Source organism: Solwaraspora sp. WMMA2101, assembly GCF_049179175.1.
In the GTDB taxonomy this organism is placed as follows: Bacteria; Actinomycetota; Actinomycetes; order Mycobacteriales; family Micromonosporaceae; genus Micromonospora_E.
Window position 1 is genome coordinate 5,592,752 of sequence record NZ_JBMHMA010000006.1, and the last position, 14,826, is coordinate 5,607,577.

At 72.4% G+C, this 14,826-nt stretch carries 12 protein-coding genes; 5 read left to right on the top strand and 7 right to left on the bottom strand.

What is annotated here, in order from left to right:
• Positions 1-55: 55 nt before the first annotated feature.
• From ACN28F_RS26480 to mptB, 3 genes are read left to right on the top strand one after another with little or no spacing between them, the layout of a single operon-like run.
• Positions 56-826, top strand: coding sequence for a type 1 glutamine amidotransferase (locus ACN28F_RS26480; protein WP_289210555.1), 771 nt, complete (start codon positions 56-58; stop codon positions 824-826).
• Entirely contained in the window at positions 823-3,861 is a 3,039-nt protein-coding gene (locus ACN28F_RS26485) for a bifunctional [glutamine synthetase] adenylyltransferase/[glutamine synthetase]-adenylyl-L-tyrosine phosphorylase (protein ID WP_289210556.1), read from the top strand. The genes ACN28F_RS26480 and ACN28F_RS26485 overlap by 4 nt, the downstream gene beginning before the upstream one ends.
• Entirely contained in the window at positions 3,782-5,419 is a 1,638-nt protein-coding gene (gene mptB / locus ACN28F_RS26490; RefSeq protein WP_421360194.1) for a polyprenol phosphomannose-dependent alpha 1,6 mannosyltransferase MptB, read from the top strand. Before ACN28F_RS26485 ends, mptB begins: the two co-directional genes overlap by 80 nt.
• A 111-nt stretch (positions 5,420-5,530) precedes the next feature.
• On the opposite strand, the gene glnA is transcribed toward mptB, so the two are convergent.
• Complete coding sequence (gene glnA, locus ACN28F_RS26495) at positions 5,531-6,955, bottom strand: type I glutamate--ammonia ligase (RefSeq protein WP_282228404.1); 1,425 nt, start codon at positions 6,953-6,955, stop codon at positions 5,531-5,533.
• Between the two features lie 262 nt (positions 6,956-7,217).
• Here glnA and ACN28F_RS26500 point away from each other — a divergent pair, with 262 nt between their 5' ends.
• On the top strand, positions 7,218-7,562 hold the full coding sequence (locus tag ACN28F_RS26500; protein WP_289210900.1) for an RDD family protein: 345 nt from the start codon (positions 7,218-7,220) through the stop codon (positions 7,560-7,562).
• Here ACN28F_RS26500 and ACN28F_RS26505 read toward each other — a convergent pair.
• From ACN28F_RS26505 to ACN28F_RS26530, 6 genes are all read right to left on the bottom strand, one after another.
• On the bottom strand, positions 7,464-9,044 hold the full coding sequence (locus ACN28F_RS26505) for a cation:proton antiporter (protein ID WP_421360195.1): 1,581 nt from the start codon (positions 9,042-9,044) through the stop codon (positions 7,464-7,466). The genes ACN28F_RS26500 and ACN28F_RS26505 overlap by 99 nt on opposite strands.
• A 12-nt stretch (positions 9,045-9,056) precedes the next feature.
• Complete coding sequence (locus ACN28F_RS26510; protein WP_289210560.1) at positions 9,057-9,284, bottom strand: potassium transporter TrkA; 228 nt, start codon at positions 9,282-9,284, stop codon at positions 9,057-9,059.
• 24 nt (positions 9,285-9,308) lie between these two features.
• Positions 9,309-9,998 (bottom strand): DUF4191 domain-containing protein, encoded by a 690-nt coding sequence (locus ACN28F_RS26515; RefSeq protein ID WP_289210561.1) that lies wholly within the window; start codon positions 9,996-9,998, stop codon positions 9,309-9,311.
• 33 nt (positions 9,999-10,031) lie between these two features.
• A complete protein-coding gene (gene lipA / locus ACN28F_RS26520) occupies positions 10,032-10,973 on the bottom strand; it encodes a lipoyl synthase (protein ID WP_289210562.1) in 942 nt (313 codons plus the stop codon).
• Between the two features lie 78 nt (positions 10,974-11,051).
• Complete coding sequence (lipB, locus tag ACN28F_RS26525; RefSeq protein WP_289210563.1) at positions 11,052-11,693, bottom strand: lipoyl(octanoyl) transferase LipB; 642 nt, start codon at positions 11,691-11,693, stop codon at positions 11,052-11,054.
• Between the two features lie 70 nt (positions 11,694-11,763).
• Positions 11,764-13,728 (bottom strand): DUF2079 domain-containing protein, encoded by a 1,965-nt coding sequence (locus tag ACN28F_RS26530; protein WP_421360197.1) that lies wholly within the window; start codon positions 13,726-13,728, stop codon positions 11,764-11,766.
• A 114-nt stretch (positions 13,729-13,842) separates the two neighbouring features.
• On the opposite strand from ACN28F_RS26530, the gene ACN28F_RS26535 reads away from it, so the two are divergent.
• Positions 13,843-14,823 carry an ATP-binding protein gene (locus ACN28F_RS26535; protein ID WP_289210564.1) on the top strand — a complete coding sequence of 327 codons (981 nt, stop codon included), beginning with the start codon at positions 13,843-13,845 and terminating at the stop codon, positions 14,821-14,823.
• The last annotated feature ends 3 nt before the right edge of the window (positions 14,824-14,826 follow it).

Sequence of the window (14,826 nt, forward strand, 5' to 3'; positions counted from 1 at the left end):
CGGCGCCGGGTACCACCTGCCGCCGTACCCGCCGCCGATTGGATAGCCTCGACCCGTGGGTAGCGCGCTGGTGATCGAGAACGACCCGACCGACGACCTGCGACGGCTGGGGGAGTGGCTCACCGAGGCCGGTCTGCCCGTCGAGGTGCACCGCCCGTACGCCGACGACCCGGTCCCCGCCGACCCGGCCGGGTACGCCGCCGTCGTGGTCCTGGGTGGTCGGCCCAGTGCGGTCGACCCCGGTCCGGACGCCGGCTGGCTGCCAGCGGTGGAGGGGCTGCTGCGCAAGGCCGTCCGCCAGCGGATCCCGACGTTGGCGATCGGGCTCGGTGCCCACCTGCTGGCCACCGCGCACGCCGGCACCGTCGAACGTAGCGCGGCCGGGCCGGAGATCGGGCCGGCCCTGGTCGGCAAGCGGGACGCCGCCGGCACCGACCCGCTGTTCCGGTACGTGCCACTCGCCCCCGACGTGCTGCAGTGGCACATCGACGAGATCACCGAGCTACCGCACGGCGCGGTGCTGCTGGCCGCCTCCACCCACTACCCGCACCAGGCGTTCCGCCTCGGCGACCGGGCCTGGGGGCTGCAGTTCCACATCGAATGCGACCGCGACATGATCAGCGCCTGGGCCGCCGGCTCCACCGTCCTGGCCGAGCTGCGGCTGCCCGCCGACGTCGTGGTGGACGCCTGCGTCGAGGTGCTCGGCGACATCGAGGACGTCTGGCAGCCGTTCGCCGCCCGGTTCGCCGCGCTCGCCCTCGGCCAGCTGCCGGGTGCCGACGTCCCCCGGACCCTGCCGCTGCTCGGCGGCCAGGGGCACCGATGAGCAGACCGACCAGCGCCGCCGGCAGACTCGCCCGGTACGGCTTCGACGTCACCGGCACCGGCACCGTGCGGGCCGACGACCTGCTCGGTCCGGACGGGCTGCGACTGTGGGACGCGACCGCCCAGCAGCCGGTGGACCCGCCGGCGGGTGAACTGCTCGCCGCGCTGTCGCGGGCCGCCGATCCGGACCTGGCGTTGCGGCAGCTGCACCGGCTCGTCGAGGCGGAGCAGCGGCACCGCGCCGACGACGCCGCTTCGCCCGTACTGGCCGCCCTGCACGCCGACGCCGGGCTGCGTCGGCGGCTGATCGCCGTGCTGGGGGCGTCGTCGAGCCTCGGTGACCATCTGGTCGCCAACCCGCAGCAGTGGCTGGAGCTGGCCACCGGCGGCAACGGCGTCGCCCCGTGCGCCGACGGCAGTCTCGACCTGGGGTCGGCATGGTTCGGCGAACCCACCGGCCCTCCGGCGATCGCCGGGCTGCGCCGGGCGTACCGGCTGGCCCTGCTGCGGATCGCCGCCGCCGACCTGACCGGCGGGCGTGGTCTGGAACAGACGATGGCCGCCCTCTCGGCGTTGGCCGACGCGACGCTCGGCGCCGCCTACGACATCGCCGTGGCCGAGCTGCCGGCCGGAACGCCGGTGCCGCGCCTGGCGGTGGTGGCGATGGGCAAGTGCGGCGGCGACGAGCTGAACTACGTCTCCGACGTGGACGTGATCTTCGTCGCCGCCGACGACGCCGACCTGACCGTGGCGACCACGCTGGCCACCCGGCTGATCCACATCTGCGGGCTGGTGGCCTGGCCGGTCGACGCCGCGCTGCGGCCCGAGGGCAACCGTGGGCCGCTGGTGCGGACCCTCACCAGTCACCTGGCGTACTACCAGCGGTGGGCCCGTACCTGGGAGTTCCAGGCGTTGCTCAAGGCGCGACCGGCGGCCGGGGACCGCGACCTCGCGCAGGAGTGGATCGGGCTGCTCGCGCCGCTGGTGTGGCACGCCGCCGAACGGCCCGAGGCGGTCGAGGACGTCCGGGCCATGCGGCGCAGGATCATCGACAACGTCCCACCCCGGGAGCTGGAACGGGAGATCAAACGCGGCCCCGGCGGCCTGCGCGACATCGAGTTCGCCGTCCAGCTGCTGCAGCTGGTGCACGGCCGGGTCGACGAGACGCTGCGTACCCCGGGCACCGTGCCGGCGCTGCGCGCCCTGGTCGCCGGCGGCTACGTCGGGCGGGCCGACGGGGAGGCGCTGCTGCGCGGCTACCGGTTCCTGCGCGGCGTCGAACACCGGCTGCAACTGCAAGGGCTACGGCGTACCCACACGGTGCCGGCGGACCCGGCCGCCCTACGGTGGCTGGCGCACGCCCTCGGCTACACCCCGACACCGGGGGCGTCCGCCGTCGAGGCGTTCCGGGCCGACTGGGTCAGCCACGCCACCGAGGTACGCCGGCTGCACGCCAAACTCCTGTACCGGCCGCTGCTGGAATCCGTCGCCCGGGTGCCGGCCGAGTCGCTGCGGATGACCCCGCAGGCGGCCCGCCGTCGCCTGGAGGTCCTCGGCTTCGCCGACCCGGCCGGGGCGCTGCGGCACCTGGAGGCGCTCACCGGCGGGGTCTCCCGGACCGCCGCGATCCAACGCACCCTGCTGCCGGTGCTGCTGCAGGAGTTCGCCGACGCCCCGGAACCCGACCGTGGCCTGCTCAGCTACCGCCAGGTCTCCGACAAACTCGGCAGCACCCCCTGGTACCTGCGGCTGCTGCGCGACGAAGGCCCGGTCGCCGGCCGGCTCGCCCGTACCCTCGGCCTGTCGCGGTACGTCGCCGACCTGCTCGCCCGCGAGCCGGAGGCGCTGCGGATGCTCGCCGTCGACGCCGAGTTGGCCCCGCAGAGCGCGGCGAAGCTCGCGGCGGGGTTCGCCGCCGTGGCCGCCCGACACCTCGGTACCGGCGGTGGGCAACCGGTTGACGGTGTGCCGGCCGTCCGCGCGGTGCGCGCCCTGCGCCGGCGGGAACTGCTCCGGCTGGCCTGTGCCGACGTACTGCGCAGCGCCGGGTCGTTGGCTCCGGACCGCGACGACGTGGGCCCGCTCGACATCGCCGCGATCGGTGCCGGGCTGTCGGCGGTCACCGACGGTACGCTCGCCGCCGCGCTGCAGGTGGCGACCGCGACCGTACCTCCGCCGGCCGGCCTGCGGTTCGCCGTCATCGGGATGGGCCGCCTCGGCGGGTACGAGATGAGCTACTCCTCCGACGCCGACGTGCTGTTCGTCTACGACCCGCCGGCCGGCCTGGCCGACGACAAGGCCAGCGCTGCGGCCCGCGCGGTCGCCGAGGAGCTGCGCCGGCTGCTCGGCATGCCCGCCCCCGACCCGCCGCTCGGCGTCGACGCCGATCTGCGTCCGGAGGGCCGCAACGGCCCGTTGGTGCGCAGCCTCGCCGCGTACGCGCAGTACTACGCCCGCTGGTCGAAGGTGTGGGAGGCACAGGCACTGCTGCGGGCCCGGTTCGTCTGCGGCGACACGTCGCTGGGCGCGGAGTTCCTCGCCGTCGCCGACCCGGTGCGCTATCCCGCTGGCGGGCTGAGCCGGGAGCAGATCGTGGAGATCCGCCGGATCAAGGCCCGGGTGGAGACCGAGCGGCTGCCCCGGGGTGCGGATCCCGCCACCCACACCAAACTGGGGCGCGGCGGGTTGGCCGACGTGGAGTGGGCGGTGCAGCTGACCCAGTTGCGCCACGCGCACGCGGTGCCGGCGCTGCGTGACACCCGTACCCTGGTCGCCCTGGCCGCCGCCCGCGAGGCCGGGCTGGTCGGCGCGGCCGACGCCGCCGCGCTACGGGCCGGCTGGACCCTCGCCGCCCGGGTCCGCGACGCCCTGATGCTGGTCCGGGGTCGGGCCAGCGACCAGCTGCCCCGGCACGGACCGGAGCTGGCCGGGGTGGTGCGGCTGCTCGGTGCCGCCGATGCCGGCCAGTTCCTCGACGGCTATCTGCGGACCGCCCGCCGCTGCCGGGCGGCGGCCGAACGGGTCCTTGGCGCCTGAGCGCGCCCCGGTCACCGGCGCGCGCTATCACCTCATCCGCTGGACGGGGCTGCTCGGCGCGCTCGGCTTGGCGTTGGCCGCCGTGCTCGGCGGGGCGTCGCCCGACCCGCCGGCCGCCGGCTGGGCGGTGTTCACCAGCGGTCGCGGAGTGCTCAGCGTGCTCGCCTGGGCCGCCGGCACCGCCGCGCTGGTCTGGGCGTGGTGGTCGGCCCGGCACGGGGTGCCGTCGGCGCGCTGGGCGCTGGTCACCGTCGGGCTGTGGGCGGTGCCGTTGCTGCTCGCTCCGCCGCTGGCCAGCCGGGACATCTACTCGTACGCCTGCCAGGGGTGGACGTACCACACCGGTGGGGATCCGTACGCCGGCGTCGCCGGGCAGGGCTGCCCCTGGCTCGACGCGGTCGCCCCGCTGTGGCGCGACACCCCGGCACCGTACGGTCCGGTATTCATCTGGCTGGCCGGACTCGCCGCCGCCGCAGGCGTGGGCCTGACCGGCACGGTGCTGATCCTGCGGGCGGCGGCCGTGGCCGGTCTGGCGCTGGTGGCGCTCACCCTGCCCGCGCTGGCTCGGCGCTGTGGTCTGCCGGGCGGGCGGGCGTTGTGGCTGACGCTGGGCTGCCCGGTGGTGCTGGTGCACCTGGTCTCCGGGGCGCACAACGACGCGTTGATGGTCGGTCTGCTGGTGGCCGGGCTGTGGCTGCTCGTCGCCCGGCCGGTACCACCGGACGCCGACGGTGACCGGCCCGCCGGCGGGGCGCTGGGGCGCGGTGCGGCGGCGCTGATGCCGGTGGCCGCCGGGGTGCTGCTGGGCCTCGCGGTGGCGGTGAAGGTGACCGCGCTGGTCGTGGTGCCGTTCGCGGTGGTGCTGGCGGTCAGCGGCGTGCGCCGCCCCGCCGCACTGGTGCGGGCCGGTGCGGCGGTGCTGTCCGGGGTCGTGGCGGCGGTCGTGGCGACGTCGCTGCTGGTCGGGTCGGGGTGGGGCTGGGTGGTCGGGCTGACCCGCAGCGGTGACTCTCGACAGTGGACATCTCCGCCGACCGCCGTCGGTCTGCTGATCGACTATCTTGCCCGTCCGGTCGGCGGCGCGCCGCAGGCGGTGGGCGTCGTACGGATGTCGGCGCTGGTGCTGCTCGCCGCGTTCCTGGTGGCCCTGTGGTGGTGGGTGTGGCGGGGCAGCGGACCGGTGGCCCGGTGGCGTGGTCCGGTCAGCCGTGTCCACGGACGGTATCTGCCGGTGGGTGACCGGGGGCAGGCGGTGTACGGGGCCGGAGTCGCGCTGGCCGCGACGGTGGTGGCCGCCCCGGTGTTCTACCCGTGGTATCTGGTGTGGCCGCTGGCGCTGCTCGCCGCCGCCGCGTACCGCACCCGGTGGTTCCTGCTGCCAGCGGCGGTGAGCTGTTTTCTGGTACTCCCCGACGGCTCCGGAGTCGCGGCGATGACCAAGGCCCCCGGTACGGTCGCGATGTGCGGGCTACTCGCCGTCCTTGTCGTCCGCACCGCCACCCGTTCCCCGACGATCTTGCGGTTATCGCGAAGATTTGTCGGGATTGTCCGTCGATAAGTGCAAGATCGTCGGGGAGGGGTCGCGGGGGAGGGGTGGCGGGGAAACGGCGGCGGGGCCGGGTGCGAGCGTCACGCTCGCACCCGGCCCCGCCGGCCGTTGCTGGGTGGATCAGCAGTCGTAGTACATGGCGAACTCGTGCGGGGTCGGCCGCAGGCGGACCGGGTCGACCTCGTTGGCGCGCTTCCAGTCGATCCAGGTGGAGATCAGGTCCGGCGTGAAGACGCCACCCTCCAGCAGGAAGTCGTGGTCGGCCTCCAGGGAGTCGAGCACGGCCGGCAGCGAGCCCGGCACCTGCTTGACGTCGCCCCACTCCTCCGGCGGCAGGTCGTACAGGTCCTTGTCGATCGGCGCCGGCGGCTCGATCTTGCTCTTGATGCCGTCCAGGCCGGCCATCAGCATGGCCGAGAACGCCAGGTAGACGTTGGCGGACGGGTCCGGCACGCGGAACTCGACCCGCTTGGCCTTGGCGTTGCTGCCGGTGACCGGGATCCGGGTGCAGGCGGAGCGGTTGCGCTGCGAGTACACCAGGTTGACCGGCGCCTCGAAGCCCGGCACCAGCCGACGGTACGAGTTGATCGTCGGGTTGGTGAAGGCCAGCAGCGACGGCGCGTGGTGCAGCAGACCGCCGATGTACCAGCGGGCGGTGTCCGACAGGCCGGCGTAGCCGGTCTCGTCGTAGAACAGCGGCTCACCGTTGAGCCAGAGGCTCTGGTGGGTGTGCATGCCCGAGCCGTTGTCGCCGAACAGCGGCTTCGGCATGAAGGTCGCGGTCTTGCCGGCGGCCCAGGCGGTGTTCTTCACGATGTACTTGAACAGCTGCAGCTGGTCACCGGCGTGCAGCAGGGTGGAGAACTTGTAGTTGATCTCGGCCTGACCGGCGGTGCCGACCTCGTGGTGCGAGCGCTCCACGGTGAAGCCGGTGTCGATCAGCTTGCGGACGATCTGGTCGCGCAGATCGGCGTAGTGGTCGACCGGCGGCACCGGGAAGTACCCACCCTTGTACGGGGTCTTGTAGCCGCGGTTGCCGCCCTCTTCCTCGCGGCCGGTGTTCCAGGCGCCCTCGATCGAGTCGATGTAGTAGTACGCCTGGTTCGCCGAGGTTTCGTGGCGGATCGAGTCGAAGATGTAGAACTCCGCCTCGGGGCCGAAGTAGGCGGTGTCGGCGATGCCGCTGGCCGCGAGGTACGACTCGGCCTTCTTCGCCACGTTGCGCGGGTCGCGGGAGTACGGCTCGCGGGTGAACGGGTCGTGGATGAAGAAGTTCAACGCCAGCGTCTTCTCGATCCGGAACGGGTCGATGAAGGCGGTGGCGACATCCGGCAGCAGCAGCATGTCCGACTCGTGGATCGCCTGGAAACCACGGATCGAAGACCCGTCGAAGGCGAGGCCGGTGGTGAAAAAGTCCTCGTCGACGGACTCGACCGGCAGATTGAAGTGCTGCATCACGCCGGGCAGGTCACAGAAGCGTACGTCGACGAATTTCACGCCCTCGTCTTTGAGGTACCGCAGTAGTTCCTCGGGATTGGCGAACACACGTCCTCCTGGCACGTCGCACTGATGGCTATGCTGGTCGCGACGCTATGGCCGTGGGGTTGCCCCACCATGTCTCTAATGTTTCCGCCGTGTTACGTCACGTGCGGAGCGTGATCCCGGCCAATCGTCCCCCGCAGGATACGGCAGATGGCCCCGACTACTCTGGCCGTTCGTGGGTATCGCGAGGGGGGACAGCGTGGCGGCAAGCGCAAACACGCCCGCCGGTGGGTCGGCCCGGGGTCCGGCTGCCGGCGACGGGCAGGTGCCCAGTCTGCTCCGGCGTACCGGGGCGCTGGTGATTGACTGGCTACTCTGTGTGCTCATCTCGGGACTCTTCGCCGACCCGGCCCGGTCCGGTTGGCCGCCCGTCGTGGTGCTGATCGCCGAGTACGGCATCTTCCTCGGCCTGTTCGCCCAGACGCCCGGAATGTGGCTGGCCCGGATCCGGTGCGTGTCCGACGCCGACGGCGGTCGGATCGGCGTACCCCGGGCTCTGCTACGCGGACTGCTACTCGCCCTGGTGGTCCCGCCGTTGATCATGGACGAGCGGCGGCGCGGCCTGCACGACCGCGCCGCCGGCTCCGTCGTCGTCACCGTCGCGGGCTGAGCCGGACCGGGCGCCCTGGTCCGCCGGTTGGCGGACCAGCACCCGGTCCTCGAAGCAGTACCACCAGTCCTCACCCGGCTCCAACGAGCGCATCAGCGGATGCCCGGTCTCGGCGAAGTGCGCCGTGCCGTGCTTGTTCACCGAATCGTCGCAGCAGCGGACCGCCCCACAGGTCAGGCACATCCGTAGCTGTACCCAGTCGTCGCCGGTCTCCGCGCAGTACGCACACTCGCGGGTGTCGGTCTCGGTCACCGCCACCCGGTCGAGGTGGCGGCAGGCGGTGCTCATCGTCTCCTCCCGCACGTACCGCCAGCGCGAGCGCAGCAGCCGGTCGGGGAACACCCGGGCCAGGTAGCGCGACTGCGCCGCCAGCAGCGGACTGAGCACCGCGAGCACCAGCACGTAGAGGGCGATGAACGGCCCGAGCCGGGCGTCCAGCCCGGCCGCCAGCGCCAGCGTGGCCAGGATCAGGGAGAACTCACCCCGGCCCAGTACGGTGAGCCCGACGTTGGCCGCGCCCCGGTGGTTGAACCCGAACAGTGCCGCCGTCACCAGCCCGGCCGTCACGTTCACGACCACCGTGATCAGTACGGCGACCGCCACCGGAACGGCCACCGCACCCAGCTCGCCGACGTCGATGCTCAGCCCGAACGCGACGAAGAAGACCGCGGCGAACAGGTCCCGTAGCGGCAGCGTCAGCCGCTCGACCCGCTCCCGTACGGTGGTCCGCGAAATGACCAGGCCGATCATCAGCGCGCCGATCGCGTCGGAGACCCCGACCTCGGCGGAGATCCCGGCGACCAGCAGCACCAGCCCGACGACCAGGATCACCAGGATCTCGTCCTCGTGGCTGCCGATCAGCCGGCCGATCAGCCGGGCCCCGAAACGGGCCACCGCGAACAACAGCAGCAGGTAGCCGAAGCTGACCGCGATGTCGACGACCAGCCCGGCGGCGGACCCCGACGGCGACAGCACCGGGGTGAGCAACGCCAGGTAGAAGGCGAGGAACAGGTCCTCGATGACGACGATGCCGAGGATCACCGGGGTCTCGGCGTTGGTCAGCCGGCGCAGCTCGATCAGCAGCTTGGTGGCGATCGCCGACGACGAGATGCCCAGCGCCCCGCCGATCACCAGGGCTTCGGCGGTGCCCCACCCCAGGGCGAAACCGAGCCCCAGGCCGGCACCGACGTTCATCCCGATGTAGCTGCCGGCGGCGATGAACAGCCGCCGGCCGCTGGCCAGGACCTGCTCGACGGGGAACTCGACACCCAGGCTGAACAGCAGCAGCACCAACCCGAGTGCGGCGAGCAGAGTCAGGTCCTCGGGATGCTCGATCAGCACCGGACCGGGCGTCGCGGGGCCGAGCAGGATCCCGGCGAGCATGAAGAAGGGGACGGTGGGCAGTCCGAGCCGGCGGCCACCCCGGGCGAGCAGCCCGGCGATGAGCACCAGGGCGCCCAGACCGATCAGGTCAGCGTGCATGAAGGTCCGGACTCACGCCTCGAAGAAGGTGCCGGCGAGCAACGCGCCGACCTTGCGGGCCTGCTCCTCGGTCAACTCCAGCACGGCCGTCGGCTCGTCCGAGCGGGAGGTGAAGACGTACAGGTCACGGGTGCCGTCGCGGCGGACGACCACCGACACCCGCTGACTGCTGGAACCGAGATCGACGTCGTAGCGCCGGCCGATACCCGGCAGCTCCTGCATGTGCACGCCCTGGCCCATCGGGATCCTCCCCTGATCAGGTGGTCAGCGCCCCCGGCTCTGCCGGAACGCCCCCTTGGGCGGGCGCATGTTCTTCGGAATGGCGCCCTTGGGCAGCTGCGGCCGGGCCGACAAGGCGGACAGCCGCTTGTCGAGCGCGTTGACGTCCCGGCCGGTGAGGTTGCGGGGCAGCCGGGCCAGCGTCATCCGCATCTTCCGGATGGACAACTCACCCTCGTCGGTGCCGATCACGTAGTCGTACAACGGGGCGCTGCCGATCACCTTCGCCAGCCGGCGCTTCTCCTGGCCGAGCAGGCCACGGACCCGCTGCGGGTTGCCCTCGGCGAGCAGGATCACCCCGGGACGGCCGATCACCAGGTGGACCATGTCCATCTGGGTGGTGGAGCTGACCGCCGGCGTCACCCGCCAGTCGCCCCGCATGTTCTCCAACAGCGAGGCAGCCGCACCCGGCTGCCCTTCGGCGACGTTCATCATCGCCGTGTTCGACCGCAGGTTGAGCACGATCAGCAGGGCGAGCAGGGCGAGCAGGATGCCGATCGGCAGCCACATCCAACCCCAGGCCAGCACCACCGGCACGGTGATCGCCAGCGGCAGCACGACGGCGGCCACCGCCAGCGGCATGAACCACTTGTCGCGCTTGGCGGTGAACGAGAACACCATGCCGATCTGCTTCAGCCGCTGGCCGAACGACACCTTCTCCTGGGGTTTCGCCATGCGAGGCAGTCTAGTTGCCGGACGCGAGTCGGTTCAGCCGGCGGTCGGCTGTGCCTCGCGTTGGCGCAACGCCTGTTGGTACAGCCGCCCCGCCCGGTACGACGAGCGCACCAGCGGGCCGCTCATCACCCCGGCGAAGCCGATCTGCTCGGCCTCGTCCCGCAGCTCGACGAACTCCTCCGGCTTGACCCACCGCACCACCGGGTGGTGGCGCGGGGTGGGGCGCAGGTACTGGGTGATGGTGATCAGCTCGCAGCCGGCGTCGTGCAGGTCCCGCAACGCCTGGGAGACCTCGTCGCGCTCCTCGCCGAGGCCGAGGATCAGGTTCGACTTGGTGACCAGGCCGGCGGCGCGGGCCCGGGTGAGCACGTCGAGGGACCGGTCGTAGCGGAAGCCGGGACGGATCCGTTTGAAGATCCGGGGCACCGTCTCGACGTTGTGGGCGAGCACCTGCGGCCGGGCGGCGAAAACCTCGTCGAGCTGCCGGTCGTCGCCGTTGAAGTCGGGGATCAGCAACTCGACGCCGCAGCCGGGCTGCAGGGCATGGATCTGTCGGACGGTCTCGGCGTACAGCCAGGCCCCGCCGTCGGGCAGGTCGTCGCGGGCGACCCCGGTCACCGTCGCGTACCGCAGCCCCATCGCCGCGACCGACTCGCCGACCCGGCGCGGCTCGTCGGCGTCGAACTCGGCGGGTTTACCGGTGTCGATCTGGCAGAAGTCGCAGCGGCGGGTGCACTGGTCGCCACCGATCAGGAAGGTGGCCTCGCGGTCCTCCCAACATTCGTAGATGTTGGGGCAGCCGGCCTCCTGACAGACGGTGTGCAGCCCTTCCCGCTGCACCAGCCCACGCAGCTGGGTGAACTCCGGCCCCATCGTCGCCTTGACCTTGATCCACGGTGGTTTCCGCTCGATCGGGGTCTCGGCGTTGCGGGCCTCCAGGCGCAGAAGACGTCGTCCCTCCGGAGCAATGGTCACCCTTGTCAGCCTACGCCGGCCGGGGTCGACCGGCGTGCGTGGGCGACCCCGCTCACGCCACCGTGGCGGTGAGCTCGCTCACCCGAGGGTCGGCAGGTGCCGCTCGACGACCGGCAGGACGTCGGCGACGGTGACCGGTCGACCCAGCTCGGCGGCGAGCGAGGTGACACCGACGTCGCGCAGGCCGCACGGCACGATCCGGTCGTACGCCGTGAGGTCCGGGTCGCAGTTGATGGCGAACCCGTGCTGGGTGACCCCCCGGGCGACCCGGATGCCGATCGCGGCGACCTTGCGGGCCGGACCGCGCTCGTCGGCGGGCACCCACACTCCACTGTGGTTCGGGCCGTCGAGTCGGGTGGCGGCGAGCCCGAACTCGGCACAGACGTCGATCAGCAGCTGCTCGACCCGGCGGACGTAGGCGACCACGTCGATCGGCTCGGGCAGCCGGACGATCGGGTAGCCGACCAGCTGACCGGGGCCGTGCCAGGTGATCTTGCCGCCCCGGTCGACGTCGACCACCGGGGTGCCGTCGACCGGGCGGTCCCACGGTTCGGTGCGCTTGCCGGCGGTGTACACGCTGGGGTGCTCCAGCAGCAGCACGGTGTCCGGCTCCTCGCCGGCCACCACTGCGGCGTGCAGCCGGCGCTGCTCCTGCCAGGCGGTGCCGTAGTCGACGACTCCGGCGCGGACACTTCGCAGACGGGACACGGTGCTGGTCACGTCGTCCAGCGTAGTGCGTTACCCGCCGGTCGCGCCGATCCGTGGCCCGGCTCACCAGACCGCCTTCGGCTCACCAGCCGCCGTCGGGTGCCGGCCAGAGCCAGACGTCGGCGACCCGCTGCGGCGGGCCGAGCAGTTCGGTGGTCGCGGTCAGCAGGGCGTCGGCGTCGACCGGGAACTTCGCCCCGTGCACCCGGTCGGCGAGCACCACCACCTCGGTGTTCCAGTAGCGCAGGTCGGCGCGGGCGGCGGCCCGGTCGGCGTCGGTGACCGGCGGCACCACGCCGGTGCGGGCGACCTCGTGCAGCAGCGCGTCGGTGGCGCGGGGGACCGGTCCGATCCGGCCCCGGCCGTCGGGTCCGCCGGGACCGAGGAAGAAGCCCGACGGGATGGCGAACTCACCCTGCCGATCGGCGAAGGCGTACGCCTGCCAGCGCTGCCCGTCGGGCAGCACGTCGAGGGTGAACGGGACCGGGGCGAGCACCCCACCGGGGCTGACGTGGTCGCGCCACTGGCCGCTGGTGATGAACTGCGGGATCGGCTCGCGTTCGACGGTGAGCAGGCTGACCGGCACCACCGGCAGCAGCGCCACGACGTACCCGGCGGTCCACAGCCGCCACCGGCGCGGGGTGCCCGCGCCCGCCGCCCGCCGCTGCCGGAGCAGGCTCAGCGCCAGGGCCAGCAGGATGCCGACGATCGGGGTGACGACCATCGCCAACCGGGCGGGCAGCGCGGCGTTGAACACCGGTGCGCCGGCCAACGGGGCGTACGGCAACGGGATGTCGGTGATCGTTCCGTCGATCTTCAAGCGGGGGCCGAGGGAGAGCAGGGCGAAGACGGCGGCGGTGCCGGCCAGGGCCCGCAGGGTGGCCCGGCGGCCGGGGTCGGCGGCCCGCCAGAGCAGCGCCAGGCAGGCGAGGGTCAACACCAGCAGCGGTACGCCGAAGAAGCTGTTCTCCTCGGTCTCGTTCGGGGCCAACGAGGTGCCCAGCCCGGCCACCCCGGCCAGCGACCGCTCCGGGAACGCCCCGTAGGCGAGGAGGTCCTCGCTGTGGATCCGGGCGTCGAAGCCGGTGCCGTGGAAGACCTGCGGCCCGAGGAAGTGCAGATACAGCGGGTACGCCAGCAGGCTGGTCGCCACCACGGCGGTGACCGCCAGGCCGCGCAGCAGCCGGGGGAGCGCGTCGCGGACCTCGGCGCTGCGGCTGCGGTCCAGCGCCCAGACACCGAGAAAGACTCCGCAGGCCAGGGCGGTGAAGAACAGGCCCTCGGCGGCGATGGAGAAGGCGGCGGCGACGCAGGCACCGAGGATCAGACCGTTGCGGGCCCAGCCGCCAGCGGCCAACGGTCGCGCCCCCGGGCGACCGCGCAGCGCGATCACCCGCCAGACGATGATCGGCACCAGCCAGCCCGCGGTCCAGTTGAGGTGGGCGTTGGCGTGCGACACCATCGCCGGGGCGAAGCCGCAGAACAGCCCACCGACGGCGGCGGCCAGCCGGGACGGCACGAACGGCGGACCGGTGTCGCCGGTGCCGGTGGCCTCAGCGCCGGTGGCCCCGGTGCCGTCGGGCCCGGTGCGCAGCCGCGACAGCAGCCAGTACCAGGCGACGGCGGTGCCGGCCAGGTTCAGGGTGAGGATCACCAGGAAGGTGGCCGGCGGCCCGATCAGGAACGTCAACGGGGCGAACAGCACCGCGTACACGGTGATCGAGGTGTTGACCGCGAGGTTGACCCCGTCCGGGGCGTTGAGCAGGTACGTGAACAGCGGGTTCTCGCCGTGGGTGAGCGCGTACGCGCCGTAGCCGAGTAGCCATTCGAACAGCGCCTGGTCGCTGGAGTTGACGGTGATCGCCCGGTCGTTCGGGTCGGCCCACAGGCCGCTGGTGACCCAGCCGGCCAGCGCCAGCGCGACCAGCACCACGGCCAGGTCGGCGCGTCGACCGGTCAGCCGGGGCAGCACCGGCCGGGCACGGCGGCCGGTCGCCGGCGGGTCGGACGCGGCGGTGTCGGGCAGCGGGGACGGGGCGGTCGGCACCGGCGGAGATTACCAATTTCGCCCGACACGCCCGTGCCGTACCTGGACTTGACGAAGTTATTGGAAATGACTTCCAATGTAAGCGTACCTGTTGAGATGTTTGGGAGACCTGCGGTGAAGATCTGTTTTGTCGGTAAGGGTGGCAGTGGCAAGACCACCCTCGCGGCGCTGTTCGCCCGCCACCTGGCGGCTACGGCGGTCGGGGTCGACGGCGGGCCGTCGCCGTTGCTGGCCATCGACGCCGACATCAACCAGCATCTCGCCGCCGCCCTCGGGGCCAGCGACGACGAGGCGGTGCTGCTGCCGGCGCTCGGCGACCACATGGCCGACATCAAGGAATACCTACGCGGGGACAATCCCCGGATCAGCTCGGCGGCCGCCATGGTCAAGACCACCCCGCCCGGACGCGGCTCCCGGCTGCTCACCGTGGTCGGGGCCAACCCGATCTACGACGCGCTGGTGCGCGAGGTCGCCGGCATCCGGCTGGCGGTCACCGGGCCGTTCGCCACCGACGACCTCGGGGTGGCCTGCTACCACTCCAAGGTCGGCGCGGTCGAACTGCTGCTCAACCACCTGGTCGACGGACCCGGCGAGTACGTGGTCGTGGACATGACCGCCGGTGCCGACTCCTTCGCCTCCGGGCTGTTCACCCGCTTCGACGCGACCTTCCTGGTCTGCGAACCGACCGTGCGCAGCGTCGGCGTCTACCGGCAGTACGTCGGCTACGCCCGCGACTACGGCGTGCGGGTGCACGTGGTCGGCAACAAGATCGACGACGAGTCGGACGTGGACTTCCTGCGCGAGCACGTCGGCGACGACCTGCTGACCTGGATCGGTCGGTCGGCGTTCGTCAAGGCGGCCGAACGCGGTCGGCACCAGCCGATCACCGCGATGGAGCCAACCAACCGTGACGCACTGGACACGATGCGTACGACCGTCGATGCTTGTGTGAAGGACTGGGCCAGCTACACCCGGCAGGCGGTGGAGTTCCACCTGCGCAACGCCACCGCCTGGGCCAACGACCGGGTCGGCGAGGACCTCGCCGGCCAGGTCGACCCGGAGTTCGTTCTCGGGCCAGACCTCCTGGTCCGCTGACCG

Bases quoted from the DNA above. Each gene is read 5' to 3' on its own strand.
- ACN28F_RS26485 (WP_289210556.1), top strand. From the start codon at position 823: ATGAGCAGACCGACCAGCGCCGCCGGCAGACTCGCCCGGTACGGCTTC.
- mptB (WP_421360194.1), top strand. From the start codon at position 3,782: ATGCCGGCCAGTTCCTCGACGGCTATCTGCGGACCGCCCGCCGCTGCC.
- ACN28F_RS26510 (WP_289210560.1), bottom strand. From the start codon at position 9,284: ATGGGCCAGGGCGTGCACATGCAGGAGCTGCCGGGTATCGGCCGGCGC.
- ACN28F_RS26515 (WP_289210561.1), bottom strand. From the start codon at position 9,998: ATGGCGAAACCCCAGGAGAAGGTGTCGTTCGGCCAGCGGCTGAAGCAG.
- ACN28F_RS26505 (WP_421360195.1), bottom strand. From the start codon at position 9,044: ATGCACGCTGACCTGATCGGTCTGGGCGCCCTGGTGCTCATCGCCGGG.